Source organism: Streptomyces sp. NPDC060194, from assembly GCF_042728285.1.
Lineage (GTDB): Bacteria > Actinomycetota > Actinomycetes > Streptomycetales > Streptomycetaceae > Streptomyces.
The window spans coordinates 39,009-63,742 of sequence record NZ_JBHWZH010000007.1 but is presented as its reverse complement, the minus strand read 5'-3'; the positions used below and the strand labels follow the sequence as shown (position 1 = coordinate 63,742).

Annotated in this window: 21 protein-coding genes and 1 tRNA gene; 2 read left to right on the top strand and 20 right to left on the bottom strand. The window is 72.0% G+C overall.

The window, feature by feature from the left end:
- Positions 1 to 48 precede the first annotated feature (48 nt).
- From ACFWEG_RS02900 to ACFWEG_RS02875, 6 genes are all read right to left on the bottom strand, one after another.
- On the bottom strand, positions 49 to 723 hold the full coding sequence (locus ACFWEG_RS02900; RefSeq protein WP_387208475.1) for a 4Fe-4S single cluster domain-containing protein: 675 nt from the start codon (positions 721 to 723) through the stop codon (positions 49 to 51).
- Positions 701 to 1,456, bottom strand: coding sequence for a helix-hairpin-helix domain-containing protein (locus ACFWEG_RS02895; RefSeq protein ID WP_387208473.1), 756 nt, complete (start codon positions 1,454 to 1,456; stop codon positions 701 to 703). Before ACFWEG_RS02895 ends, ACFWEG_RS02900 begins: the two co-directional genes overlap by 23 nt.
- The gene (locus ACFWEG_RS02890) at positions 1,437 to 1,664 is read right to left on the bottom strand and encodes a DUF2997 domain-containing protein (RefSeq protein ID WP_387208471.1); all 228 of its coding nucleotides are present in this window, start codon (positions 1,662 to 1,664) and stop codon (positions 1,437 to 1,439) included. Before ACFWEG_RS02890 ends, ACFWEG_RS02895 begins: the two co-directional genes overlap by 20 nt.
- A 1-nt stretch (position 1,665) precedes the next feature.
- On the bottom strand, positions 1,666 to 2,118 hold the full coding sequence (locus ACFWEG_RS02885; protein ID WP_387208469.1) for a hypothetical protein: 453 nt from the start codon (positions 2,116 to 2,118) through the stop codon (positions 1,666 to 1,668).
- Positions 2,118 to 3,782: an AAA family ATPase gene (locus tag ACFWEG_RS02880; protein WP_387208467.1), complete on the bottom strand. Its 1,665-nt coding sequence runs from the start codon at positions 3,780 to 3,782 to the stop codon at positions 2,118 to 2,120. Before ACFWEG_RS02880 ends, ACFWEG_RS02885 begins: the two co-directional genes overlap by 1 nt.
- A gap of 206 nt (positions 3,783 to 3,988) precedes the next feature.
- The gene (locus ACFWEG_RS02875; RefSeq protein ID WP_387208466.1) at positions 3,989 to 5,044 is read right to left on the bottom strand and encodes a LacI family DNA-binding transcriptional regulator; all 1,056 of its coding nucleotides are present in this window, start codon (positions 5,042 to 5,044) and stop codon (positions 3,989 to 3,991) included.
- A 114-nt stretch (positions 5,045 to 5,158) separates the two neighbouring features.
- Between ACFWEG_RS02875 and ACFWEG_RS02870 the strand changes: the two genes are divergently transcribed.
- Both ACFWEG_RS02870 and ACFWEG_RS02865 read left to right on the top strand, forming a co-directional pair.
- The gene (locus tag ACFWEG_RS02870) at positions 5,159 to 6,013 is read left to right on the top strand and encodes a phytanoyl-CoA dioxygenase family protein (RefSeq protein ID WP_387208464.1); all 855 of its coding nucleotides are present in this window, start codon (positions 5,159 to 5,161) and stop codon (positions 6,011 to 6,013) included.
- Complete coding sequence (locus ACFWEG_RS02865; protein ID WP_387208462.1) at positions 6,006 to 7,472, top strand: sugar porter family MFS transporter; 1,467 nt, start codon at positions 6,006 to 6,008, stop codon at positions 7,470 to 7,472. Before ACFWEG_RS02870 ends, ACFWEG_RS02865 begins: the two co-directional genes overlap by 8 nt.
- 163 nt (positions 7,473 to 7,635) lie before the next feature.
- Here ACFWEG_RS02865 and ACFWEG_RS02860 read toward each other — a convergent pair whose 3' ends face one another.
- The 14 genes from ACFWEG_RS02860 to ACFWEG_RS02795 form a co-directional block, all read right to left on the bottom strand.
- Positions 7,636 to 8,526: a DUF429 domain-containing protein gene (locus ACFWEG_RS02860; RefSeq protein WP_387208460.1), complete on the bottom strand. Its 891-nt coding sequence runs from the start codon at positions 8,524 to 8,526 to the stop codon at positions 7,636 to 7,638.
- A 62-nt stretch (positions 8,527 to 8,588) separates the two neighbouring features.
- Positions 8,589 to 8,676 (bottom strand) — tRNA-Leu (locus ACFWEG_RS02855).
- A gap of 138 nt (positions 8,677 to 8,814) precedes the next feature.
- The gene (locus tag ACFWEG_RS02850) at positions 8,815 to 9,849 is read right to left on the bottom strand and encodes a sugar phosphate isomerase/epimerase family protein (protein ID WP_387208458.1); all 1,035 of its coding nucleotides are present in this window, start codon (positions 9,847 to 9,849) and stop codon (positions 8,815 to 8,817) included.
- A gap of 100 nt (positions 9,850 to 9,949) precedes the next feature.
- Positions 9,950 to 11,416 carry an alkaline phosphatase family protein gene (locus ACFWEG_RS02845; protein ID WP_387208456.1) on the bottom strand — a complete coding sequence of 489 codons (1,467 nt, stop codon included), beginning with the start codon at positions 11,414 to 11,416 and terminating at the stop codon, positions 9,950 to 9,952.
- The gene (gene eboE / locus ACFWEG_RS02840) at positions 11,413 to 12,582 is read right to left on the bottom strand and encodes a metabolite traffic protein EboE (RefSeq protein ID WP_387208454.1); all 1,170 of its coding nucleotides are present in this window, start codon (positions 12,580 to 12,582) and stop codon (positions 11,413 to 11,415) included. Before eboE ends, ACFWEG_RS02845 begins: the two co-directional genes overlap by 4 nt.
- A 12-nt stretch (positions 12,583 to 12,594) precedes the next feature.
- Positions 12,595 to 13,449 carry a TatD family hydrolase gene (locus ACFWEG_RS02835; RefSeq protein ID WP_387208452.1) on the bottom strand — a complete coding sequence of 285 codons (855 nt, stop codon included), beginning with the start codon at positions 13,447 to 13,449 and terminating at the stop codon, positions 12,595 to 12,597.
- Complete coding sequence (locus ACFWEG_RS02830) at positions 13,449 to 14,054, bottom strand: EboA domain-containing protein (protein WP_387208450.1); 606 nt, start codon at positions 14,052 to 14,054, stop codon at positions 13,449 to 13,451. The genes ACFWEG_RS02835 and ACFWEG_RS02830 overlap by 1 nt, the downstream gene beginning before the upstream one ends.
- Positions 14,048 to 14,908, bottom strand: coding sequence for a sugar phosphate isomerase/epimerase family protein (locus ACFWEG_RS02825; protein WP_387208448.1), 861 nt, complete (start codon positions 14,906 to 14,908; stop codon positions 14,048 to 14,050). The genes ACFWEG_RS02830 and ACFWEG_RS02825 overlap by 7 nt, the downstream gene beginning before the upstream one ends.
- Positions 14,905 to 15,834 carry an SCO3242 family prenyltransferase gene (locus ACFWEG_RS02820; RefSeq protein ID WP_387208446.1) on the bottom strand — a complete coding sequence of 310 codons (930 nt, stop codon included), beginning with the start codon at positions 15,832 to 15,834 and terminating at the stop codon, positions 14,905 to 14,907. The genes ACFWEG_RS02825 and ACFWEG_RS02820 overlap by 4 nt, the downstream gene beginning before the upstream one ends.
- Entirely contained in the window at positions 15,831 to 16,937 is a 1,107-nt protein-coding gene (locus ACFWEG_RS02815) for an inositol-3-phosphate synthase (protein ID WP_387208444.1), read from the bottom strand. Before ACFWEG_RS02815 ends, ACFWEG_RS02820 begins: the two co-directional genes overlap by 4 nt.
- A 477-nt stretch (positions 16,938 to 17,414) precedes the next feature.
- Complete coding sequence (locus ACFWEG_RS02810; RefSeq protein ID WP_387208442.1) at positions 17,415 to 21,104, bottom strand: ThuA domain-containing protein; 3,690 nt, start codon at positions 21,102 to 21,104, stop codon at positions 17,415 to 17,417.
- A 308-nt stretch (positions 21,105 to 21,412) separates the two neighbouring features.
- Positions 21,413 to 22,417: a sugar phosphate isomerase/epimerase family protein gene (locus ACFWEG_RS02805; RefSeq protein ID WP_387208440.1), complete on the bottom strand. Its 1,005-nt coding sequence runs from the start codon at positions 22,415 to 22,417 to the stop codon at positions 21,413 to 21,415.
- 13 nt (positions 22,418 to 22,430) lie between these two features.
- On the bottom strand, positions 22,431 to 23,624 hold the full coding sequence (locus ACFWEG_RS02800; protein ID WP_387208438.1) for a Gfo/Idh/MocA family protein: 1,194 nt from the start codon (positions 23,622 to 23,624) through the stop codon (positions 22,431 to 22,433).
- A 53-nt stretch (positions 23,625 to 23,677) separates the two neighbouring features.
- Positions 23,678 to 24,730, bottom strand: a complete 1,053-nt coding sequence (locus ACFWEG_RS02795; RefSeq protein ID WP_387208436.1) for a substrate-binding domain-containing protein — start codon at positions 24,728 to 24,730, stop codon at positions 23,678 to 23,680.
- Positions 24,731 to 24,734 lie beyond the last annotated feature (4 nt).

The following is a 24,734-nucleotide window of genomic DNA, read 5'->3' as shown; positions in this document are numbered from 1 at the left end:
GCGACGACTTCACGCCGTCAGCCCGTGGACCCCGGAGGGATCGCGGCACTACCGACTGCGTCCCGTGCCGGGGGACGGTGGTATGCCGGACAGCAGTTCGTCGAGCTGGTCCTCGCCGGCCCATCCGTTGACGACCACGTCTCCGGAAGGGGACACACGCACCTCGACGCGGTCCGGCAAGGTGGTGAGTGCGGCTTCCAGGTAGGCATACCGACGCGTCAGGAAGTGGAAGCGCTGGTTCGTGGACCCGACCCAAGGCCGACGGCGATCGGGCAGGTCGGCACAGTAGCGACCGTCGACAAGGAGGTCGGTGCGGGCGAGCAACTCCGCCGCGCCGGACGGCCGCCCAGCGCCCTCCAAGAACTCTAGGTCGTATCCGGTGAACACCATGACCGAGAGACCGGCCGCGCGCACCTCTGCGGCGAAGGCGGCGCACGCGTCGGCCTGCTCGAACGGCTCGCCGCCCAGCAGGGTGACGCCCTCGATCCGCCGCTCTCGGGCCTCTCGCAGCGCCTCACTCGCGAGGTCGGCGGCGACCCTGCGCTGACCTCCGCGCGCGCCCCAGAGGTGTGGGTTGAAGCAACCGGGGCAGCGAAGCGAACAACCCTGCGTCCACACGGCGAATCGTCTGCCCGGTCCCTCCGCCGACGTGCATGCGGTGACGGCCCCGATACGAAGTGCGGAAGAAAGTATTCCTCCGTCAGAAATCGAGAATGCGGCCATTGTTTCGCTTCTCGCCGTCGCGCGGCTCTGCCTCTGCTCGCGGAGCCTGAATCGAATGGTCCTCGGCCGGAGCCGCCGTGTTGAACGAGACCCGCCCCCGTACCGCAACCATCTCGTGCGGCCTCAGATGAGCGGCGGCCGCGAGTTGGTCGAGGTCGTGGAACGCTCCGTGTACCTGTCGAGCAGCGACGATACGATCCGCGAGATCATCCGCGCCGAGAACCGAGACGAGTGCGGTCCGGTCCGCGCTGTTCACGGACGGCAGGGCGGGACGCGATGGAGCTGCGAGCGGGGCAGGGGCGAGCGCGCCGCTCACCCCACTGGGACGGTGGGCCGGGCGGTCCGTCGCGTCGGCGTTCACCTGGTTGTACCAGGCATTGGCGCCGCTCTGGCCCGATCGCCAACGAAGGTACTCCCGGTTGATGATCACACCGAAGGCGATCTGGGCAACCCATACAGCCAACGTCACACCAGCGCCGGCGCCGCTCGCCTGCTCACCGGACTCCGAGGACTCGCTGGACGCGGTTACGACCCAGCACAGGGCCGACGTCACACAAGCCACAGTCATGGCAATCCAGAACCTCCGCGACCGTACGCGCAGGCCCACGTAGACGAACCCGACGAAACTCAGGAAGCCGAACCCGAGAATCACCGCCAGGAGCCACGCACTGTGTTGCAACCGCCATCGTCGGTCCGCCAGACGCGTCGCCGGATCATCGGTACCGGAGCTCATCAGCCTCTCCCTCGGTCTCGAACGTATCCGCGGTGAGCGCCACTTCCTCGTCGTACTCGGGCGTGAACGCGCTGTCGGCCGTCCGGGCCTCCAACAGATCCTCAAGCAACTCGATGCTGTTGAGGCAAGCGCTGCCCTTCATGCCCTCCGTCTCGGCCTGTACCGATCCGTCGGACGAGATGCGCACGACGATTCGCTCGGGGCTCATGTCAGCCTCCGCGTTCGACGGCCAGAACCACGGTGACGCTCTCGTCGGCCTCGACGGTCTCGGACTCCACGGTCATTCCCGCGGTCGGGGCCCGCTCCCGCAACCGAGCGAGTACGGTCTGCTGGACGTGGATCCCGTAAGCACGGTCGACCGCGGAGATGATCCGGCCGGCCTCCACCTCGTTGATCTCCCCCGTGAACTCCGCCTGCCACACGCCGTGCGTGTCGCGTCGGAACTGCCCGCGAACCTCCTGCCAGTCCGCCCGGATCATGTCGGCAGAGAGCGAGACCTGTGCATCCGTGTCCTGCAGAGCGCGAGCCACGAGCGACTCGTCACGCATCCGGGTCTGCACGTGGTGCACGGTCCTCCCCTGTCGGTCGACCTCCTTGCGCCCCGCCTGCAAGGCACTCACCGCAGCCAAGGCGAGGGGTACCAGAACGAAGGTCACGCTCATCAGAAGTCCACCGTCCTTCCGCCTCGGGCGGGCGGATCTACTGCATCGGAGGCCGCGTTCGTGGGAGGGCGAGACCCTGGCCGACTTGTCGTGTCGTAGCCGGCGCGGTCCTCGGCCGCGGTGGCGGCAACGGCTCGCGTCGCGGCCCAGCCACGTACGGCGACGATTTGCTCGGCCTGGGTCACGCTGAGCGGAACCATGTTGCTCACCGCCCGGAGCAGGTCGTCCTCGGCAAGTCTGCGTCGCTCGGCAAAGGCGTCGAAAAGCGAGGCGATGACTATCTGCTCGATCTCCGCGCCGGAATACCCTTCGGTCGCTGCCACGAGCCTGTCGAGCAGTTCGTGCGAGGGACCCGGAATTCCTCCCACGCTGTTGCGGGAGCGCTTGGCCAGATGCAGGGACCAGATGTCACGTCGCTCCTGATCAGTCGGCAGGTCGACGAAGAAGATCTCGTCGAACCTCCCCTTGCGCAGGAACTCCGGCGGAAGGTGGTCGACCTTGTTGGCGGTGGCGATGACGAAGACGGGCGCGGTCTTCTCCTGCATCCAGGTCAGAAAGGACCCGAACACACGGCTCGACGTGCCGGAGTCGCCGGTTCCTGCGACCCCGGAGAACCCTTTTTCGATCTCGTCGAGCCACAGGATGCAGGGAGCGGCGGCCTCCGCGGTGCGGATCGCCGAGCGCATGTTCTGCTCACTGGAACCCACCAGACCGGAGAAGATCTTTCCGATGTCCAGCTTGAGCAACGACAACTCCCAAGCCGCGGCGACGGCCTTGGCGGTCAGGGATTTCCCGCACCCCGGGATGCCCGTCATCAGGATTCCTTTGGGGGCCGGCAGTCCGTACCGAGCCGCCTCGTCGAGCCATGAGTTGTTCCTCTTGCGGAGCCATCGCTTGAGGTTCTGCAGACCGCCGACGTCCTCGAGGTCGAGGTCGATGTCGATGAACTCCAGCAGCCCGCCCTTACGCACGGTCTGTTTCTTCTCCTCCATCACCACACGTACGTCTTCGTTCGACAAGACACCGTTCTTGACCATGGCTCGGGCGTACGCGTTCGTGGCCTCGTTGAGAGTGAGACCGAGCGCGGCCTTCGCCAACCGCTCTCGACCGACCGAGTCCACCTCGATCCGAATGCGTCCACCGCTGTTGCTCGTGATCATGTCTTCGAGGACCGAACGGATCTCGCCCTCGGCGGGGAGGGGGAAGTCGACGAGGGTGACATCTTTCTCGAGCTCGGCAGGCAGCTGCAGCAGCGGCGAGACCAGGATCAACGCCTTGGCCGATGCGCAGCTCTGAAAGGCCGAGACGACGTCGCGGAGCAGTCGAACCAGCTGCGGGTCCGCAGGCCGCCGGTCAGTTCCGAAATGCGCGTGCAAATCGAGCATGACGTACAGACCAGCGGGTTCTTGCCGCAGAACCCATTGGACAGCTTGACGCGGCTCGGTGGTCTTCGGCACCGACTCCCCGTCGGGCCCGACGAAACCGCGGGTCGCGCTCCATACGTGGACCGGTCGCACCGTGCGCATCAGGGCCTGGTCCGACGCCACCGCGTTGATCTCACCGAGCACCCGACTCTCTTCGAAGGACTCGACGTAGAGCAACGGGAATCTAGCTCGGAGGAGCAGAGCGAGATTCTTGCGGAAAGTTGTCGATTCGATGGCCACGGGCGCTCCGTCGAGAGGTCGCGACGATACCGTCCCATTATCACAGAACGGGACCTGATCGACCTCTGAAGGCGAGCTCCGTCAGCTATCAGCCCAGTGGACAGAACGGCGAGTTCTGGCTACTACCGGGGGCTCGTGGCAGGCATCGAGCGGGGTGCATATGCAGCGGCCGATCTGGTCGGGCAGAACGTATAGCGAGTGGGCGGTCAGCCTGTCGACCGAGGCTGCGAGGAAGGCTCGGTGTCGGCACTCCCGCGGACCGTGCTGCCCCGCACCACGAGGCGGTGGGGGATGGTGAGGTCGGCCGGGGGGACCGCGTTGTCGGGGCTGTAGATGCGGTCGGCGAGGCACTGGAGGGCGACGCGGGCGATCTGGGCCTTGTCGGGGGACACGGTGGTGAGCGTGGGGCGGCCGTAGCGACCGTCCTCGATGTCGTCGAAGCCGACGACGGCGAGGTCGTCGGGGACGCGCACGCCCCGTTCGTGCGCCGCGTGCAGCACTCCGAGGGCGAGTTCGTCGCTGAAGGCGAAGACCGCGTCCGGCGGCGCACCCGAGTCGAGCAGCGCGGCCATGGCGCGGGCGCCGTCCGCGCGGTGCAGGGCGTCGACCTGGCGTTCCCGTTCGGTGCGGGGCGCGATGCCCGCCCGGCGCAGGGCGCGCCGGTAGCCCGCGGCACGCTGGTCGGCGGTGCCGTTGCGCAGGTGGGGCTGGAGGCCGACGGCGGCGATGCTGCGGCGGCCCAGGGACAGCAGGTGGGTGGTCGCCTCGTCGGCGGCGGCGACGTTGTCGACGGCGACCCGGTCGGCGAGACCCTGCGGGCTGCGTTCGCCGAGGAGGACGATGGGCAACGACGGCGCGCCGGACGTCAGTTGCGCGGGGGCCAGCGCCCACGGGCTGATGATCAGCCCGTCCATGACGCGCCCGCCGTGGCCGGTCAGGAGCCGGCGTTCGGCCTCCGCGTCGCCCAGCGTCTGGTCGATGATCACCGTCCAGGACCGGTGCCGGGCCTCGTCGACCAGCAGGCCGGCGAGCTCCGCGAAGTAGGGCGAGTGCAGCTCGGGGACGGCCAGGCCGATGATGCCGGTGCGCCCGGCCCGCAGGCTGCGCGCGGCCAGGTTGGGCCGGTAGCCGAGCTCGTCGATGGCCGCCTGCACCCGCTGCCGGGTCTCCGCCGCGACCCGCGCGGATCCGCTGACCACGTTCGACACGGTGCGGGGCGAGACCCCGGCGAGGGCGGCTACGTCCTTGAGGCTGCTGGTCACGAAGCCATCCTGGCATGCCGGTGCAGCGTGCTCGGAAAATTCACCGAACCCTATTGCCACGTTGCAATCAACGTCGCAATATGAGTCTCACAGTTCTGCTGCAAGGAGGCACGCATGAGCACGCGACCCGCACGGTCCGAGGACGCCGCCCCCACTCCCGACCCCGACGTGGCCGGAAACGTCGAGGCCCTGTACACGGACGGCGTCACGGCCCGGAAGGGCGCCTTCGCCCCCGACTGGGTGGACCGGCTCCGCGAGGACGTCGAGACCGCCTTCGAGGAGGCCCGGTCCCGCCCCGGCGGCGCCGTCGGGCGCGGCCCCCACCGGTACTACGTCGAGATCCACCCCGAGCAGATCCGCGGCTTCGTCGACCTGGTCGACCACCCCTGGGTGCGCTCCCTCTGCACCGCGGTGCTCGGCCCGGACTACCGCATCGTCGAGCTGGGTTTCGACGTCCCGCTCGAGGGCGCGGTCAACCAGCCGTGGCACCGGGACTTCCCCATGCCCGAGGAGACCCGCGCCGAGCGGCGGCTGACCTCGCTCGCCTTCAACGTCACCTGCGTCGACACCGAGCCGGACATGGGCCCGTTCGAGATCGCCCCCGGCACCCAGTGGGACGACGGCCCGGAGTTCGACCACGGCATGTTCCCGCCGCGCTCGCACTACCCGCGCTACGAGCAGCGCGCCGTACGCAAGTTCCCGCGGCGCGGCGACATCTCCGCCCGCACGGCGCTGACGATCCACCGCGGCACGAGGAACGAGTCGGCGAAGTCCCGTCCGGTGCTGGTCCTCGGCGTCGACGGCCCGGAGGCCGACAACGCCGAGCGGCACGACGCCGCCGTGACCCGCGCCTTCTGGGAGACGCTGCCCGAGCGGGTGCGCCGGCACCTGGCCTGCCCCGTCGTCGACGAGCTGACGCCGATCACCCAGAAGCACACCATCGAGGGTCTGGTCATGGGCGATGCCTGAGCGGACCGCCCAGCGCGCCCGCCCGGGGGACACCCCCGACCCCGCGCCCGCCGCGGCCGAACCCGCGGCCCGCCCGCCGTCCCAGGCTCCCCCGCCCACCCCCGCCGCGGTCTACGCCGTCTCGGCCGTCTCCGCCCTCGGCGGCCTGCTGTTCGGCTACGACACGGGGATCATCTCCGGCGCCCTGCTGCACCTGCGCGACGACCTGCACCTGACCTCGCGCGGCCAGGAGATCGTCGTCAGCGTCATCCTGCTGGGCGCGATGGCGGGGGCGCTGGTCTCGGGACGGCTGGCCGCGCGGTACGGGCGCCGCGCTGTGGTCATCGGCGTCGCGGTCGTCTTCGCCGCCGGTGCGGCGGCCGCGGCCGTGGCAGCGGGAGTGGGGACGCTCATCGCCGCGCGCTTCGTCCTCGGCCTGGCGGTCGGCGGGGCGTCCGGCATGGTCCCGGTCTACATCGCCGAACTCGCCCCGGCCCACGTCCGCGGCCGGTTGATGGTGCTGTTCCAGCTGATGGTGGCCATCGGCCAGCTCGTCGCGTACCTGTGCGGCTGGGCGCTGGCGGACAGCGGCGGCTGGCGCACGATGTTCGCCCTGGCGGTGATCCCCGCCGTGGCGCTGGGCGTCGGGATGCTGTTCCTGCCCGAGAGCCCGCGCTGGCTCGTCGGGAACGGTCGGAGCGGCGACGCGCGGGCCGTCCTGACCCGGTTGCGGCCGGCCGGGCACGACGTCGAGCGGGAGCTTGCGGAGATCGCCGACGCCGCCGGCGGAGGGGCGTCGGGAAGTCTGCGGGACCTGCGGCAGCGGTGGGTGCGGCCCGCCCTGCTCGTCGCGGTCGGCATCGCCGCGTTCTCCCAGCTCACGGGCATCAACGCGATCGTGTACTACGCGCCGACCATCCTCGTCGACGCCGGCTTCGGGGACTCGGCGGCCCTGCTGACGGGGATCGGCATCGGCGTGATGCTCGTGATCGCGGGCGTCACCGGGGCGGTCGCGGTGGACCGGGTGGGCCGCCGGCGCACGATGCTCTGGTTCCTGCCCGGCTCCGCCGTCGCCATGGCGGTGCTGGCCCTCGCCTTCGTCGGCCCGGTCGACTCCCCCGCCCAGCGCTGGACGGTGATCGTCGCGCTGTTCGCGTACATCCTCTGCAACGGCATCGGGATGCAGGCCGTCGTCTGGCTCATCGGACCCGAGATCCTGCCCCTCGGCGTCCGCGGCCCCGCGACCGGTCTCGCCACCGTCACCCTCTGGGGCTTCGACCTCCTCATCGCGCTCAGCGCGCTGACGGCGATCAAGGCCGTGGGCCAGTCCGGCACCTTCCTCTTCTACGCCCTGATGAACGTCACCTGCATCGCGTTCGTCGCCGCGAAGGTGCCGGAGACCCGAGGCCGCTCCCTGGAGTCCATCGAACGCGCGCTGCGCCGCGGGGGCTCCTTCCGTAAGGCGCTCGACGAGACCTGACGGACCGTCGGCCGACTGCCGCGGCGGCTACGACAGGTGCTGCGCCCGCGGGCTCGCGGCGTCGAGCGGGATCCCCCGGTCACGGTCCACCTCCTCGGGCAGCGGATACGCCGCTGGCCCGGCGATCGGCTACCCGTCCAACGCGGCCAGCGCACCCCGCAGTTCAGTTCGGAGGTGGGGGGCGGGACGGCGCGGGGCGCTCAGTCCTCACGCACCGCGGCCGGGTCCTCGCTCCGGTCCCGCCGCTGCTCCGGGCGGGCCGGGCGATGATCGTGGGGGCGTGGCCGGGTGGGTGGGGGGTGGTCGCGCCGAGGACCTGGCAGCGGGCGAGGCCGTGGTGGGCCCAGAGGGAGGCGGTCCAGGCGCAGAGGAGGGCGTCGATGAGGTCCTCGCGGTGCTTGTAGTCGACCGACTTCCGGGGTGAGGGCTCGGCGAGGAGCCGTCCGGAGTCCTCGTGTGAGTCGAGCAGAAGGGGCGGGCGGGCCGTGGCAAGGCCGTGCAGGCGCGCGATCAGGCCGTCGCACTCCCGCGCCCGCGCCTCCTGCCACACCGCGGCGGGTACACCCCTGAGCGGCCGCTTGTACCTCGGCCGCTCCTGGTCGTAGCCGAGCTCCGCCGCGCCGACCAAGGTGGTGTACGGATAGCACTCGGAGAAGAACCGGCCATCCGACGGGGGCCCGTCCCGGCCGTCGTCGTAAGTCCAGCCGGCCGCCTCCAGCCTCTTGCGCAGATCCAGCCCGGCCAATCGCGGAGACCCCTGGTTGGTGCTGTTCGCGCTGACCTTCCAGCGGCCGTACCGCTGCCCCACCTCGCGCTCGCAGAGGCGCTGACCAGTGGGGTTGTCGACGACCAGCGGGGCATCGACGAAGGCGAGGCCCGGTCTGCCGCCGGCCGTGCGGAGGATCCACTCCAGCGTCTCCTCGGTCCCGAACGTCCAACCGCAGTCGATCACCGTCCCCGTCCGGTCGATCGCGGCGACCCCCGTCTCGTTCGGCTTGGTCCCGCCCTGCTGCGCCCAGGCCAGATCGACGCCGATGAACAGTCCTGTCTCCATGAACCCGTACTACCGGAAATGACGAATCCCCGCGATCCGTGGAGGATCGCGGGGAATTCGGCTGGTGTCCGAGGGGGGACTTGAACCCCCACGCCCGATAAAGGGCACTAGCACCTCAAGCTAGCGCGTCTGCCATTCCGCCACCCGGACAGGGTGTGTGTCGGGCGGGGTGTTCCCCGCGGCGACAGAGACAACTCTACCAGGGGTTTGGGGTGGGGTTCACCTGTGTTTTCGGTGGTCAGGGGGGTGGGGGCCCCGCGGAGGGGCCCCCGGGCCGGAACGGCAGGGTCAGTCGCCGCAGCGTTCGCGCAGGGAGTGCAGGTGCGCGCTGGAGCGGCGGGCGAAGGAGAAGGAGTCGCCGGGGTTGTCGTGCTCGGCCTGCCAGTGGTGGTAGCGGCGGCCGCCGCGGGTGGCGGAGGTGACCTTGGAGAGGAAGCGCTTGTAGTCGATGTCGCCGTCGCCGACGTCGCTCATGCGGTAGCCGTCGCGGGTGGTCTCGTCGCGGACGCCGTCCTTGACGTGGAAGAGCGGGTAGCGCTTCGGCTGCTTGAGGACGTAGCGCAGCGGGTCGAAGGGGGCGGGGGTGCCGTCGACGCGCTTGCCGAAGCGGAACTGGCCGCAGTAGGCCCAGTAGATGTCCATCTCCAGGTAGACGAGGTCGGGGTCGGTCTCGGCGAGCAGCACGTCGTAGAGGCGGACCTTCGGCTTGTCGGTGGCGAAGGAGAACTCCTCGGCGTGGTTGTGCTGGTAGAACTTCATGCCGCGCGCCTTGGCGGCCGCGCCGTAGGTGTTGAAGTCCTCGGCGGCGCGCTTCCAGCCGTCGACGGTGGAGCCGTAGCGCCAGGGGCCCGACGCGGTGCCGATGTGCGGGAGGCCGAGGGCCTCGGCGTCGTCGAGGACCTTGGTGAGGTTCTGGGCGAAGCTGTAAGCGTTGGGGTTGCTGTCGTCGGCGTAGTTGACGTGGCTGCCGATCGGGGTGAGGCCGTTGTCCTTCGCGAGCTGCCTGATCTGCGCGAGGGTGATGGGGCCGGCCGAGCCCTGGGTGTAGCCGGCGAGCTCGATCTCGTCGTAGCCGTAGTGCCGGAGCTCGGCGAAGACCTTCGCGAAGCCGAGCGTGGAGACCTTGTCGCGGAGGCTGTAGAGCTGGATCCCGAGGCGGCCGGGCGGCAGGACGGGCTGGGTCCTCCCCCGCCCGCGGCCGCTGTCCGCGGCGGCGGTGCCCATGGAGAGCATGGCGGCCGCGGTGGCGCCGGCGGCGACCCCCAGGACGTTGCGGCGGCTCAGTCGGGCGGCGAGTTCGGGATCGTGCGGGGCGCGGCTCATGCGGTGCTTTCTCCCTGGATCGGATGGCAGTGCTGAACGGTGGCTTTCCTGGTCACGGGCGGATTGTCAGTGGCACGTGGTTCAGTGGAACCAGTCCCTCTCAAGGGCTCGCGGAAAGGCCCGCGAGGCTCAGGAGCAGGGCTTTCACATCGGTGGCCGCGACGCGGCCCTCGACGGCACGGGGGGTGGAGCAGAGGATGAGCGGACCGTCTTCGTCGCGCTCGGGCAGCCGGCCGTGGCTCCCCCGAATAGGCGACGGGTCGAGCGGTACGACGGCCATCCGGTAGCGCATGCCGAGCTTCTTGCGGGCCAGCGCCTTCGCCGCCTTGACCTTCACGTACGGGTCGCGGGGGTCCATGAACAGCTCGACGGGGTCGTAGCCGGGCTTGCGGTGGATCTCGACGAGCCGGGCGAAGTCGGGCGCCCGTTCGTCGTCGAGCCAGTAGTAGTACGTGAACCACGCGTCCGGGGCGGCGACGGCGACCAGCTCGCCGGAGCGGGGGTGGTCCAGGCCGTGGGCCTTCTTGCCCTCGTCGCCGAGGATCTCGCCGACGCCGTCGAGGCCGTCGAGCACCTCGCGGACGAGATCGAGGTCCTCGGGCCGGCGGACGTAGACGTGGGCGAGCTGGTGGTCGGCGACGGCGAAGGCGCGGGAGGTCATGGGGTCGAGGTACTCCATGCCGTCCTGGGTGTGGACCTCGACGAGGCCGGCCCGGCGCAGCGCCCGGTTGATGTCGACGGGGCGGTCCACGCGGGTGATGCCGTACTCGGAGAGGGCGACGACGGTCCGGCCCTCGCGGGCGGCGTCGGCGAGGAGCGGGGCGAGGGCCGCGTCGAGGTCGGCGGCGGCCCGGTGGGAGCGCGGGTCGTCGGGGCCGAAGCGCTGGAGGTCGTAGTCGAGGTGCGGGAGGTAGGTGAGGGCGAGGTCGGGGCGGCGGGTGTCGAGGAGGTGGCGGGTGGCGTCGATGATCCACTGCGAGGAGACGAGGTCGGCGCCGGGGCCCCAGAAGTGGAAGAGGGGGAACGTGCCGAGCTTGTCGGTGAGCTCGTCGTGGAGGGCGGGGGGCCGGGTGTAGCAGTCGGGTTCCTTGCGGCCGTCGGCGTAGTAGACGGGGCGCGGGGTGACGGTGAAGTCGGTGTCGGCGCCCATGGCGTACCACCAGCAGATGTTGGCGACGGTGTAGGCGGGGTGGGCGCGGCGGGCGGCGTCCCAGAGCTTGTCGCCCTCGACGAGGCCGTTGTGCTGCCGCCACAGCAGGACCTCGCCGAGGTCGCGGAAGTACCAGCCGTTGCCGACGATGCCGTGCTCGGAGGGGAGGGCGCCGGTGAGGAAGGTGGACTGGGCGGCGCAGGTGACGGCGGGCAGGACGGTGCCGAGGGCGGCCTGCGAGCCGGTGCGGCCGAGCGCGGTGAGGTGCGGCATGTGGGCGAGGAGCTGCGGGGTGAGGCCGACGACGTCGAGGACGAGGAGGGGGGTGGGGGCACCCGGGGCGGGGGCACGCGGGGCGGGGCGCGGGTCCCCGAACGGGTCCGCGGTCGGGTCCGTGGTCGCTTCCGTGGGGCTCATGGCAGCTCCTTCAGGCCGAGGTCGGTCAGCAGGTCGCGGGCGAGGGTGAGTTCGGCGGCGATGCCGTCGGCGAGCTGCGGCCGGGAGCGGGGGCGCAGGGCGGCGGGGAGGGCCTGCCAGGTGTAGGTCTCGACCTCCAGGTGGCGGGTGACCGGGTGCGGCCCGCCGACCAGGTGGGCCAGCACCTCGCGCAGGACGGGCAGCGTGGAGGTGAGCGGCGGGGCGGGGGGTGCGTGGAGGGGGACGTGGAAGTGGGAGCGCCAGGGGGTGGCGTCGGGGAGCGTGTCGGGGGTCAGCGCCTCGCCCAGGTCGTCGGTGCCGCGCAGCCCGGCCGCCGTGCGGGTGCGGGTCTGGTGGAGGAAGCGGGGCTCGTCGAAGGCGGCGAGCGCCTCGCGGACCTCGGGCAGGTGGGGGTGCTCGGCGTGCAGGGCGGCCGACAGCTGGATCTTGGGGACGGTGAGTCCGGCCGCGGCGACGGCGGCGAGTGCGGGGCCGGGGTCCTCGAAGGAGGTGGCGAGGTGGCAGGTGTCGACGCAGAGGCCGATCCGCGGGTGTCCGACGGCCGCGAGCGGGCCGAGGGCGTCGGCCGTGGTCTCGACGGTGCAGCCGGGTTCGGGTTCGAGGCCGACCCGGATGGACCGGCCGGTCAGTTCGGCGAGCGCGTCGAGCCGTTCGCCGAGGGTGCGAAGGGCGGTGTGCGCGCGGTCGGCGGACCGCTCGTCGTAGGGGGTGCGCCAGGCGAGCGGGAGGGTGGAGATGGTCCCCTCCGTGACGTCGTCGGGGAGCAGTCCGGCGAGGAGCCGGGCGAGGTCGGTGGTGTGCCGCAGGCGCTCGGGGTCGGTCCAGTCCGGCTTGTACACGCGGTACTTGACCTCGCCCGCGCCGAAGCCCTCGTACGGGAAGCCGTTGAGGGTGACGACCTCCAGGCCGCGCCGGTCGAGCTCGGTGCGCAGGCCGCGCAGGGCGGAGGGGTCGGTGACCAGCGCCCGGGCCGCGTCGCGGGCGAGCCAGAGGCCGATGCCGAGGCGGTCGCGGCCGAGGCGGCGGCGGACGGGCTCGCAGTGGTCGCGGAGCTGGGCGAGGACGCCGTCGAGGGTCTCGGCGGGGTGGACGTTGGTGCAGTAGGCGAGGTGGAGGGTGGTCCCGTCGGGGTGGCGGAAGCGCATGGGGGCCTCGCCTCACTCTCCGCCGCGGAGGATGGAGTTGCCCTCGTGGAGGGCGGGGGCGTCCGAAGCCGCGACATCGAGCCGGAGCCGGCCGCTGAGCCCGTAGAACTCCACCGGGTTGCGCCACAGCACCCGGTCGACCTCGTCGTCGGTGAAGCCCGCCTTGAGCATCGCGTCGCCGACCTTGCGGGTCTTCAGCGGGTCGCTCTTCCCCCAGTCGGCGGCCGAGTTGACGAGGACGCGCTCCGGGCCGTGCTCCAGGAGGATCGCGACCATCCGGTCCTCGTCCATCTTGGTGTCGGGGTAGACGGAGAACCCGAGCCACGCCCCGCTGTCGATCGCGGGGCCGACGGTCGTCTCGTTGAGGTGGTCGACCAGGACGCGGTCGACGGGCAGCGCGGACTCCCGGACCACGTCGAGGGTGCGGCGCAGGCCGGCGAGCTTGTCGCGGTGGGGGGTGTGGACGAGGGCGGGCAGGCCGTGGTCGGCGGCGAGCTGGAGCTGGGCGGCCAGCGCGTGGTCCTCGGCCGGGGTCATGGAGTCGTAGCCGATCTCGCCGACGGCGACGACGTTGTCCTTGACGAGGTAGCGGGGCAGGTCGGCGAGGACGGGGGTGCAGCGGGGGTCGTTCGCCTCCTTGGGGTTGAGGGCGAGGGTGCAGTGGTGCGCGATGCCGTACTGGGCGGCGCGGAACGGCTCCCAGCCGAGGATCGCGTCGAAGTAGTCGTGGAAGCTCGCCGGGGAGGTGCGCGGCTGGCCGAGCCAGAACGCGGGCTCCACCACGGCCCGCACCCCGGCCGCGTACATCGCCTCGTAGTCGTCGGTGGTGCGGGAGGTCATGTGGATGTGGGGGTCGAAGATGCGCATCAGGAAGCGGTCTCCTCGCGGGTTCCGGAGCCGGGGGCTCCGCTGACGGCCAGGACGTGGGGCAGGTCGTCGGGCACCGGGCGGCCGGCCGCGGTGCGCTCGGCGGCGAAGTCGGAGAGCATGCGCGCGAGTTCGGCGTCCCCGGCGGCGCGTCGGTCGAGGTCGGCGACGGCGGCGAGGCGGACCCCGGTGAACAGGCACTTCAGCACGGCGTGCCGCCAGGCGTGCGGGTCGAGGTGGGCGGCGGCGTAGGGGCCGACGGCGGCGGCGACGAGGGTGGTGTCGTTGGTGCGCAGGGCGTCCTCGACGAGCGGGACGGCGTCGGCGGTCGTGACGAGGGCGGGGAGCGCGGTGAGGACGGCGCGGCGCTCGGCGGGGGTGCCCTGGTGGTAGAGGGTGGTGAGCGTCGCGGGGTCGGGGCGGGCCTCGGCGAGGATCAGGACGCGGACGTCGTCCTCGAGCCGGGGGTCGGTGGCGCGGCCGGCCGCCGCGAAGGAGAGCTGCCAGGTGGGCAGGCCGACGGACGCCTCGGTGAGCGCGGCGTCCAGCCAGGAGACGGCCTTCTCGTCGAGGGCGGCCTCCACCTCCGCGCGCTGCTTCACCATGGCTGGGCTCCCTTCAGGAAGGCGATGGACGTGCGGGCCAGCTCGGGGCCCGCGTGCGAGTGGCGGGGCAGCTCGACGGTGGTCAGTCCCCGGTAACCGGTGGCCGCGAGGGCGTCGAGGACGGGCGGGAAGTCGATCTCGCCGTCGCCGAACGGCAGGTGCTCGTGGACGCCGCGCCGCATGTCCTCGATCTGCACGTGCCGGATCCAGGGGGCGGCCTCGCGGATCCGGTCCGCGGGGGCGGGCTCCTCGACGCACTGCAGGTGGCCGATGTCCAGGGTCAGGCCGAGGACGTCGGGGGGCGGGTCGCCGAGCAGCGCGCGCAGGTGGTGGAAGTCGGCGGTGGTGGCGAGGAGGTGGCCGGGCTCGGGCTCGACGGCGAGGGGTACGCGGGTGGCCTGCGCGGCCTCGACCACGGGCGTGAGGGACTCGGCGAGGCGCTTCCACGCCGTGTCGGTGTCCGTGCCGTCGGGTGTGACGCCGCTGAAGCAGTGCAGGGCGTGGGCGCCGAGGTCGGCGGCGACGCGGACGGCCTTCAGGAGCAGGTCGATACGGGTGGTGCGGGCGGCGGGGTCCTCGTCGAGGAGGGTCGGACCGTGCTTGCGGCGGGGGTCGAGGACGTAGCGGGCGCCGGTCTCGACGGTGGCGGTGAGGCCGTGGTCGTGCAGGAGCCGGGCGACGGCGGCCGTGCGGGCGGGGAGGTCGGGGGCGAGGGGGTCGAGGTGCATGTGGTCGAGGGTGAGGCCGATGCCGTCGTAGCCGAGGTCGGCGAGGAGGGACAGGGCGTCGGGGAGGCGCAGGTCGGTGAGGCCGTTGCTGCCGTAGGCGTAGCGGAGGGGGTGGGGGGAGGTCATGTGGCGCTCACCTTTCGGAACAGGCGGCGGGCGACGGGGGTGAGGGTGAGGAGGGCGGCGGCGGTCAGGGGGCGGCCGGAGCGGGCGGTGAGGGCGGCCTGGAGGGGGATGAGGGCGCGGATGCCTCCGCTGACGGCCTGCTGGGTGAGGTGGGGGGAGGGGTGGAGGGCGGCGTGGAGGTAGGGGCGGGCGGCGGTGGCGGTGTACAGCGCGGCGGTGGCGGCGGCTCCGTGGAGGGGGTTTACGAAGGAGGTCGCGGTCGTGCCGCGGGCCGTGGGGGGCGGGCCGAAGAGGGCCGTCGTCGTCTCACGCGCCGCGGGGGGCCTCGCGGTGACGGCGGCGATCGCGCCCGCCAGCACGAGGGCGGCGAGCGGGGTTCGCGAGGAGCCGCCGGTCGTCTCGTGGCGGGAGATCGCGGTCACCGCGAGGGTGTGGGCGGCGACGACCGCCGCCGTGCGGGCCGTCGGAGAACGGACGCCCCTGCCGGTGGCCGCCGCGCCCAGCACCACGTCCAGCCCCCGCGCCGCCCCCATCGCCGCCGGCCCCCATGCCGTCCGCTTCAACCCCAGGTCGTAAGCCCACACCGTCGCCGCCAGCGCGCCCGCCGTCACCGCCGCCGGGCGGCCCGCCCGGGAGGCGAGGGCGATACCGGCCGCCGTGAGCGCGCCCGCCGCGAGCAGGGCGGAGGTGGGGCGGACGCGGCCCGAGGGGAGGGGGCGGTGCGGGCGGTCCACCGCGTCCTCGGCGCGGTCGGCCCAGTCGTTGAGGGCCATGCCCGCCTCGTAGAGGCAGACGGACGCGGCCGCGGCGCAGAAGGTGCCGCGGTCGGGACGGAGGCCCACGGAGGCCGCGCCGGCGAGCGCGTCGCCGGGGACCGTCAGGATCGCCGGAACGCGGAGGAGTTCGAACCAGGCGCGGAGGCTCACGCGGGGGCCTCCCCGAGGCTCGCGGCGAAGGCGACGAGGGCCGCGTACTGCTCGCCGAGGGCCGCGGGGCCGCCGTCGGGGTCCTTGAAGTAGAAGCCGAGGGCGGGCAGCGGGCCGGTGAGGCCGGTCTCGTGGGCGCGGGCGAGGAGGCGGGCGAGGTCGAGGACGAGCGGGGCGGCGAGGGCGGAGTCGCAACCCTGCCAGGTGGTCTGGAGGGTCATGCGGGAGCCGAGGAAGCCGTCGAAGGCGATGTGGTCCCAGGCGGTCTTCCAGTCCCCCATCGCGGGGACCTCGTCGATGTGGACCTCGCCCTCGGGGGCCGTGCCGAGGGTGTCGGCGAGGACGCGTTCCTTGCCGGCGTTCTTCGCGGCGGCCGCGGCGGGGTCGGCGAGCGCGGCGCCGTCGCCGCCGCCGAGGAGGTTGGTCCCGGACCAGGCGCGGACGGTGAGGGCGCGCTGGGCGAACATCGGGCCGAGGACGGAACGGAGGAGGGTCTGGCCGGTCTTGCCGTCGCGGCCGGCGACGGGGACGGCGTACGGGCCGGCCAGGGCGGGGTGGTGGAGGCCCGTGGAGGGGGTGAAGTTGGCGTAGGCGGCGCCGGCGCGGAGGGCGGCGGCGGCGTAGAGGGAGCTGGTGGGGAGGCGGGGGGCGTCGGGGGCGGGGGCGGGTTCGGTGGAGCCGACGTTGATGACGACGCAGCGGGCGAGGGCGCGGCGTTCGACGAAGTCGGTGATGTCCTGGGCGAACGCGGCGATCAGGTCGTCGTCCGTGCGGGTGTCGCCGGCGGCGGGGCCGCCGGGGCGGATCTCCGCGTCGGCGGCGGCGAGTTCGGTCGCTACGGCGGCGGGGAGGCCGTGCGGGAGTACGCCGGAGGCGACGAGTTGTTCCGCGCGCTTGGGCAGCGGGCAGTTGGCCACGTCGTGGCCGCCGAAGACGAGGGACGAGAGGGGTGGGAGGTTCGCCCCGGCGAAGGGGGTGGTGGCCGTTGCCATGCCGGTGGGTGGGGCGAGGCCGGCGACGATGGCCGCGGAGCCGGCGACGGTGGTGGTGGCGACGGAGCCCCTGGCGCCGATCAGCCATATTCCGGTGGGTGGGGTCGGCATGGGGGCCTCCTGTCGTGGCGGTGGTGCGGGTGCGGTGGTGCGGGTCGTGGTCGCGGTGCGGTCGGTGGGCCCGCTTCGCGGGAGTCGCCCCCCCGGCCGCCCCTTCCCCAAGTCCCTCGGGCGGGCGCCGTTCCGCCTGCCGGCGGGTACCGGGCTCCGCCCGGTGGCCTCGAACTTCCCCAAGCTCTCGGCTTCGCTCGAGCAGGGGAGACCCCATCGCCGGGTTGCGGTTTTTTGCGGCTCGGGGCGGGGGATGGCTTGCGGCTCGGGTCAGGAGATGGGTTGCGGCTCGGAGCGGAAGCCGGGTTGCGGCTTGGGTCAGGAGAGGGCTTGCGGCTCGGGTCGGGAGACGGGTTTGCAGCTCGGGGCGGGAGATCGGTTGCGGCTCGGGCTGAGGAGGTGGCCGCCGGCCCCCCGTGCCGGCGGCGTGCGCGGGTGGCAGGCGTAGCCCGCCCGCCACCCGCCGGTGTCCGGCCGCTAGTCCAGTTCCCTCAACTGGATGTCGCGGAAGGACACCTGGTCACCGGCTCCGTGGTTCTGGAGGCCGATGTAGCCGTCGGTGAGGCTTCGTTCCGGGTCCTTGTTCGTGAAGTCGTTGATCTTGACTCCGTTGAGGAAGACCTGGAGGCGTTCGCCCTGGACGCGGATCTCGTAGGAGTTCCACTGGCCGGGCGGCCGGAGGACCTGGTCGCGGGCCTTGGTGTTCGCCGACTTGAAGGAGTAGACGGACCCGGTGGTGCGATCGGCCGCGTCGGTCGCGTCGATCTGGATCTCGTAGCCCTTGGTGACGGCCGACCAGGGGTCGTCGGAGGCGGGGAAGCCCACGAAGATCCCGGAGTTGTCGTCGCCGGCCATCTTCCAGTCCAGCTTCAGGGAGTACGACGAGAGCTCCTTCGCCTGGTACCAGAGGAGCCCCATGCCGCCCTCGCTGTGCAGCGCGCCGTCCTTGACGGAGAAGGTGCCGGGGCCGGCCTGCTTCCAGCCGTCGAGGGTGGCGCCGTTGAAGATCGGGCGGTGGCCGGTCTCGGGCCTGCAGTCGGACTTCACCAGGCCGGTGGCGTACTGGAGGCCGCCGAGGAGGTGCTGCCGGAAGGCGGGTTCGGCGTAGGACTCCTTGGTGTGGCCGCCGCCGGTGTAGAAGGCGCGGCCGCCCTGGTAGGTCTGGCACCAGGCGATCGGGTGGTCGCCCTTCATGGTGCCGCCGGTGTAGGTGGTCTCGTCGAGGGTGGCGAGGACCTTGGCCTGGTCACGGGGGTTGGTGCGGTAGTTGTACCACTCGTCGGTGCGCTCCCAGGCGTCGTCCAGGTGCGCGGTGGCGGGGTGGTCGTGGTCGTGGACGCGGACGGTGGCCTTCTGGATGGCCGGGTGGGAGTCGAAGTAGGCGCCGACGAGGCCGCCGTAGAACTCCCAGTCGTACTCGGTGTCGGCGGCGGCGTGGACACCGGCGTAGCCGCCTCCGCCGGCGACGTAGTCCTCGAAGGCCTTCTGCTGGGCGGCGTCGAGGACGTCGCCGGTGGTGGAGAGGAAGACGACGGCGTCGTACTTGGCCAGGTTGGTCGCGTTGAACTGCCCGGCCTCCTCGGTCGCGTCGACGGTGATGCCGGCGGGCGCGCCGATCTCCTTCAGGGCCGCGACGCCGGCCGGGATGGAGTCGTGGCGGAAGCCGGCGGTCTTCGAGAAGACGAGGACCCGCTTGCCGCCCTTGAAGGGCTCGGAGGAGAACTCGAAGTCGTCGAGGTCGTAGAGCGCGCCGTCGCCGCCCTTGAAGACGAGGAAGAGTTCCGTGGTCTTCCCGGGCAGGGCCCGCAGGGGCACGTCGACGTCCTGGAAGGTGTCCCAGCCGCCGGTCTGCGGGATGTACGCGGAGCCGTGCAGGGGGCCGGTGGGCGAGCCGGTGCGGATCTCCAGGTAGCCGCCGGCGCCGCCGGAGGAGACCCGGGCGGTGACCTTCTTCGCGCCCTTGAGGAGGTACGGCGTGAAGCTGATCCAGTCGCCGTCGCTGATGTCGCCGACGGTCTTGCCGCCGTTGGCCGTGCCCTTGTCGTAGGTCTTGATCCCCTGCTGGCGGCTGAAGTGCTCCGCCTGGCGGTGCTTGGGCTGCAGGATGATCTCGTCGTCGCTGGTCAGCGGGTCCTGCCCGCCGCCGCCGTTGTCGGTGTACTCGGCGTTGAGGACGCCGAAGACGTTGGCGTTGGGGTCGTGCTCGCCGTCGGAGGGGGCGGTGATGGTGCCCTCGCAGCCCTTGGCCTCGCTGAGGACGTGGCCGTGGCTGTCGTGGCCGAGGCTGTAGCGGACGGTGACCTTCGAGCAGTCGATCGTTCCGTCCTCGGGGTCGGTGACCGTCACCTTGAAGGGGATCGGGTCGCCGAACTTGAACAGCGTGCCGTCGCCGGGCGAGGTGACGGTGACCTTCGGCGCGGTGTTGCCGACGACGATCCGCACGTTCGCGGAGCCGCTGCGGCCGTCGGGGTCGGTGGCGGTGACGGTCGCGGTGTAGGTGCCGTCGGTGCGGTAGGTGTGGGAGGGGTTGGTGCCGGTGCCCTTCTTTCCGTCGCCGAAGTCCCAGGCGTAGGTGAGCGGGTCGCCGTCGGCGTCGGTGCCGGTGGCGGTGAACCTCACGCCCAGCGGGCTGGGCCCCGAGGTCTTGTCGGCCTTGGCCTCGACGGACGGGGAGCGGCCGCCGGTGGCGTTCTCGATGCGGTAGAGGCCGGAGTTGTCGTCGCCGCCGAACCAGGCGGTGCCGTAGTCCAGGACGTAGAGCGCGCCGTCCGGGCCGAAGGCCATGTCCATGATCTGGGTGCCGGTCCAGGGGAACGGGTTGATCTTGGAGACGGTGCCGTCGGCGCCGTGCTCGATGCGCTTGATCCAGCGGCGGCCGAACTCGCCGGCGAAGAAGTCGCCGTCGAACTCCTCAGGGAACTTCACCTCGGAGTCGAGGTCGGCGTCGTAGCGGTAGACGGGGCCGCCCATCGGGGACTCCGAGCCCTCGCCGAGCTCGGGGACGGAGCCGCCGTCGTAGGGGATCCACGCCTTCTGGGCGGGCGGGAGGTCGGTGAGGCCGGTGTTGTGCGGGGAGTTGTTCTTCGGGGCGGCGCAACTGAACGCCTCGCCCGAGGCCTTGGTGGCGAAGTCGTAGTCGACGTACGGCTCGTTGTTCCCGACGCAGTACGGCCAGCCGAAGTTGCCGGGCTCGGTGACGCGGGCGAACTCGACCTTGCCGGCCGGTCCGCGCTTGGCGTCCGCGGCGCCGGCGTCCGGGCCGTAGTCGCCGACGTAGACGGTGCCGGTGGGCTTGTCGACGCTGATCCGGAACGGGTTGCGGAAGCCCATCGCGTAGATCTCGGGGCGGGTCTTCTCGGTGCCGGGCGCGAAGAGGTTGCCGTCGGGGACGGTGTACGAGCCGTCCGCGGCGACCTTGATCCGCAGGATCTTGCCGCGCAGGTCGTTGGTGTTGCCCGAGGTGCGCTGGGCGTCGTAGGCCGGGTTGCGGTTCGGGCGCTCGTCGATCGGGGTGAAGCCGTCGGAGGCGAACGGGTTGGAATCGTCGCCGGTGGAGAGGTAGAGGTTGCCCTCGGCGTCGAAGTCGATGTCGCCGCCGACGTGGCAGCAGATGCCGCGGGTGGCGGGGACGTCGAGGACCTTCTTCTCGCTGGCGTTGTCGAGCGTCCCGTCGGCCTTCAGGGTGAACCGGGAGAGCCGGTTGACGCCGTCGAACGGCTCGAAGGTGCCGGCGGGTCCGTCGTTGGGCGCGTCCCCGGAGGGGGTGTCGAGCGGCGGGGCGTAGTACAGGTAGATCGCCCGGTTGGTGGCGAAGTCCGGGTCGACGCCGACGCCCTGGAGGCCTTCCTCGTCGTGCGAGTAGACGGGGATCTTGCCGGCGACGGTGGTGGTGCCGTTCTCGTCGGTCAGGCGGAGCTCGCCGTCGCGGGAGGTGTGCAGGACCTTGCGGTCGGGGAGCACGGCGAGCGACATCGGCTCGCCGACCTCCACCTCGCCCTTGGCGAGGGTGACCTGCTGGAAGTCCTCGGCGGCGGCGGGCGCCTCCGGGTCGTGGCCCGGGTGGCCGGGGTGGGCGGACACGGCCGGGGTGGCGAGGACGAGCGCGAGCCCGGTGAGGAGGGCGACGGCCCGGGCTCGGGTGGTACGGGTTCTCTTCCTGCTGTGCACGAAACTCCTCCGGGGTGGGGCCGGTGGTACGGGCGGGGCGGGATCGAACGGGTGGAACGGGTGCGGTGCACCGTGACACGTCGTGACGGAACGTGACGGGCGGATGCTGCGCGGGGACCGATCAGTGGGGTACAGGTGTGCGCCTCTGGGACGTTAGACCTGTTGATCCGAACCGGAAAGCCCTTGCGCAGGGATCGGGTTCAACTTTTTCCCGGCCCAGGACAAAGCCGGTTCCGGGCACGGCGGAGCGGCCCGGCGGCGGTTTCCCGCCGGGCTGCTCCAGGCCCCTGCTCCTCCCGGGGGGTCCGCTACTCGCCGCCCCCGAACGCCGCGTCGAACGACGTCGTGGGCCGCTCGAAGTCGAACGCCTTCAGCCTGGCGAGCGCCTCGGGCGCGCCCTGCAGGCGGTCCATGCCGGCGTCCTCCCACTCCACCGAGATCGGCCCGGTGTAGTCGATCGCGCCGAGCATCCGGAAGACGTCCTCCCAGGGCACGTCGCCGTGGCCCGCGGAGACGAAGTCCCAGCCGCGCCGCGGGTCGCCCCAGGGCAGGTGGGAGCCGAGCCGGCCGGTGCGGCCGTCGAGCCGCTTGCGGGCCTCCTTGCAGTCGACGTGGTAGATCCGGTCGCGGAAGTCCCAGAGGAAGCCGACCGGGTCGAGGTCCTGCCAGACGAAGTGGCTGGGGTCGAAGTTGAGCCCGAAGGCCGGCCGGTGGTCGACGGCCTCCAGGGCGCGCTGGGTGGTCCAGTAGTCGTAGGCGATCTCGGAGGGGTGCACCTCGTGGGCGAAGCGCACGCCCTCCGCGTCGAAGACGTCGAGGATCGGGTTCCACCGGTCGGCGAAGTCCTGGTAGCCGCGGTCGATCATGCCGGGGACGACCGGCGGGAACATCGCGACCAGGTGCCAGATCGCGGAGCCCGTGAAGCCGATGACGGTGTCGACGCCGAAGGCCGCGGCGGCCCGCGCGGTGTCGGCGATCTCGGCCGCGGCCCGCTGCCGTACGCCCTCGGCGTCCCCGTCGCCCCAGATGCGGGACGGCAGGATCGCCTGGTGGCGCTCGTCGATGATCGCGTCGCAGACGGCCTGGCCGACCAGGTGGTTGGAGATCGCCCAGCACTTCAGGCCGTACTTGTCGAGAAGCTGGTGCCGGGAGTCGAGGTAGGCGGGGTCGGCCAGCGCCTTGTCGACCTCGAAGTGGTCTCCCCAGCAGGCGAGTTCGAGGCCGTCGTAGCCGAAGTCGCGGGCGAGCCGGCAGACCTCCTCCAGGGGGAGGTCGGCCCACTGGCCGGTGAAGAGGGTGAAGCGGCGTGCCATGGCGGGCGGCCTCCTAGAGCGGCGGGACGGGGGTGTAGACGCTGTTCTTCTGGGCGCTCTCCTCGACGGCGGCGAGCACCCGCTGCACCTGGAGGCCGTCGGCGAAGGTCGGGGCGAGCGCCTTGCCGGCGGCGACGGCCTCGACCAGGTCGCGGGCCTGGTGGACGAAGGTGTGCTCGTAGCCGAGCCCGTGGCCCGGCGGCCACCAGGCCGCCAGGTAGGGGTGCTGGGGTTCGGTGACGAGGATGCGCCGGAAACCCGCCTCCGCCGGGTCGGTCGTGTGGTCGTGGAAGGCGAGCTCGTTGAGGCGTTCGAGGTCGAAGGCCAACGAGCCCCTCTCGCCGTTGAGTTCGAGCCGCAGCGCGTTCTTGCGGCCGGTGGCGAAGCGGGTGGCCTCGAAGGAGGCCAGCGCGCCCGAGGCGAGGCGGCCGGTGAACAGGGCGGCGTCGTCGACCGTGACCGGCCCCGTCCCGCTGCCCCCCTCCCCCGCGAGCCCCGCGGAGCTGCCGCTGAGCAGCGGCCGCTCCCGGACGAACGTCTCGGTGAGCGCGGCGACCCCGGTCAGGTGCTCACCGGTGAGGTACTGGGCCAGGTCGACGATGTGCGCGCCGAGGTCGCCGAGCGCACCGGAGCCCGCCTTGTCCTTCTCCAGCCGCCAGGTGAGCGGGAAGGCCGGGTCGACCAGCCAGTCCTGGAGGTAGGTGACGCGGACGTGCCGCAGGGCGCCGAGCCGCCCGGCCTCGACCAGGGTGCGGGCGTAGGCGAGGGCCGGCACCCTGCGGTAGTTGAACCCGACCATCGCGATCTGGCCGCGCGCCGCCGCCCGCTCGGCGGCCTCGACCATGGCCTCGGCCTCCTCCACGGTGTTGGCGAGCGGCTTCTCGCAGAGCACGTGCTTGCCGGCGTCCAGGGCCGCGATCGCGATCTCGGCGTGGGAGTCGCCGGGGGTGCAGATGTCGACGAGCTGCACGTCGTCGCGGGCGATCAGGGCCCGCCAGTCGGTCTCGGCCGCCGCCCAGCCGAGCCGGTCGGCGGCGGACCGGACGGCCGTGGCGTCCCGTCCGCACACCGCGGCCAGTCTCGGTTCGAGCGGCAGGTCGAAGACGCGCCCGGCGGTACGCCAGCCCTGGGAGTGGGCGGCGCCCATGAAGGCGTACCCGACCATTCCGACGCCCAACTGCTGTTTCCCGGTGGTCACTTCTGACATACGGCGTACTTCCTCCTCCTGGATACCGGACCCGTGCGGCGAGCGCCGCCGGCCTACTTGAAGCCGGTCGGCATGTACTCGTCGACGTTGGTCTTGTCCACGACCGCCGAGAACAGCGTGATGCTGGAGGGGATCTCGAACTCGGCCATGCCGCCGACGCCCTTGCTCTGGCCGAGGGCCCGGGCGAGGTCGATGGCGGAGGCGGCCATGGTCGGCGGGTAGAGGACGGTGGCCTTGAGCACGCCGCTGTCGGCCTTGATGAGGTCGAAGGCGGACTTCGCGCCGGCGCCGCCGACCATGAGGAAGTCGTCGCGGCCCGCCTGCTCGATGGCCCGCAGCGCGCCGACGCCCTGGTCGTCGTCGTGGTTCCACAGCGCGTCGAAGCTCTTCTGCGCCTGGAGCAGCTGGGCCATCTTGGCCTGGCCGGACTCGACGGTGAACTCCGCGGCCTGGCGGGCCACCTTGGTGATGTTGGGGAAGTTCTTCAGGGCGTCGTCGAAGCCCTGGGTGCGCTGGCGGGTCAGCTCCAGGCTGTCGATGCCGGCCAGCTCGACGACCTTGGCGCCCTTCTTGTCCTTGAGCTTCTCGCCGATGTAGAGCCCGGCGTTGAGGCCCATGCCGTAGTTGTCGCCGCCGATCCAGCAGCGGTAGGCCTGAGGGGAGTCGAAGACGCGGTCGAGGTTGATGACGGGGATGCCGGCCTGGGTGGCCTTGAGGCCGATCTGGGTCAGCGCCTTGCCGTCGGCGGGCAGGATGATCAGGACGTCGACCTTCTTGTTGATGAGGGTCTCGATCTGGCCGATCTGCGCCTGGGTGTCGTTGGAGCCCTCGGTGATGTCGAGGGTGACCTCGGAGTACTTCTCCGCGCGCTGCCGGGCGTTGACGTTGATCGCGTTGAGCCAGCCGTGGTCGGCCTGCGGGCCGGCGAAGCCGATGGTGACCGCCTTGCCGGGCTTGTCGTCGGCGGCGACCGGCTGGTTCTCGGGGGCCTTGTCCCCGTTCCCGGAGTCCTTCGGCTCGTTGGAGGTGCACCCGGCGAGCAGGGCGCCCGCGCCGACGGCGGCGGTGCCGAACAGGAGTCCCCGGCGGCTCGTGATCTCTGGCATCTCA

Coding starts and splice junctions, on each gene's coding strand:
- ACFWEG_RS02900 (WP_387208475.1), bottom strand. CDS start 723: ATGGCCGCATTCTCGATTTCTGACGGAGGAATACTTTCTTCCGCACTT.
- ACFWEG_RS02895 (WP_387208473.1), bottom strand. CDS start 1,456: ATGAGCTCCGGTACCGATGATCCGGCGACGCGTCTGGCGGACCGACGA.
- ACFWEG_RS02890 (WP_387208471.1), bottom strand. CDS start 1,664: ATGAGCCCCGAGCGAATCGTCGTGCGCATCTCGTCCGACGGATCGGTA.
- ACFWEG_RS02885 (WP_387208469.1), bottom strand. CDS start 2,118: ATGAGCGTGACCTTCGTTCTGGTACCCCTCGCCTTGGCTGCGGTGAGT.
- ACFWEG_RS02870 (WP_387208464.1), top strand. CDS start 5,159: ATGAGCACGCGACCCGCACGGTCCGAGGACGCCGCCCCCACTCCCGAC.
- ACFWEG_RS02865 (WP_387208462.1), top strand. CDS start 6,006: ATGCCTGAGCGGACCGCCCAGCGCGCCCGCCCGGGGGACACCCCCGAC.
- ACFWEG_RS02860 (WP_387208460.1), bottom strand. CDS start 8,526: ATGGAGACAGGACTGTTCATCGGCGTCGATCTGGCCTGGGCGCAGCAG.
- ACFWEG_RS02850 (WP_387208458.1), bottom strand. CDS start 9,849: ATGAGCCGCGCCCCGCACGATCCCGAACTCGCCGCCCGACTGAGCCGC.
- ACFWEG_RS02845 (WP_387208456.1), bottom strand. CDS start 11,416: ATGAGCCCCACGGAAGCGACCACGGACCCGACCGCGGACCCGTTCGGG.
- eboE (WP_387208454.1), bottom strand. CDS start 12,582: ATGCGCTTCCGCCACCCCGACGGGACCACCCTCCACCTCGCCTACTGC.
- ACFWEG_RS02835 (WP_387208452.1), bottom strand. CDS start 13,449: ATGCGCATCTTCGACCCCCACATCCACATGACCTCCCGCACCACCGAC.
- ACFWEG_RS02830 (WP_387208450.1), bottom strand. CDS start 14,054: ATGGTGAAGCAGCGCGCGGAGGTGGAGGCCGCCCTCGACGAGAAGGCC.
- ACFWEG_RS02825 (WP_387208448.1), bottom strand. CDS start 14,908: ATGACCTCCCCCCACCCCCTCCGCTACGCCTACGGCAGCAACGGCCTC.
- ACFWEG_RS02815 (WP_387208444.1), bottom strand. CDS start 16,937: ATGCCGACCCCACCCACCGGAATATGGCTGATCGGCGCCAGGGGCTCC.
- ACFWEG_RS02805 (WP_387208440.1), bottom strand. CDS start 22,417: ATGGCACGCCGCTTCACCCTCTTCACCGGCCAGTGGGCCGACCTCCCC.
- ACFWEG_RS02800 (WP_387208438.1), bottom strand. CDS start 23,624: ATGTCAGAAGTGACCACCGGGAAACAGCAGTTGGGCGTCGGAATGGTC.
- ACFWEG_RS02795 (WP_387208436.1), bottom strand. CDS start 24,730: ATGCCAGAGATCACGAGCCGCCGGGGACTCCTGTTCGGCACCGCCGCC.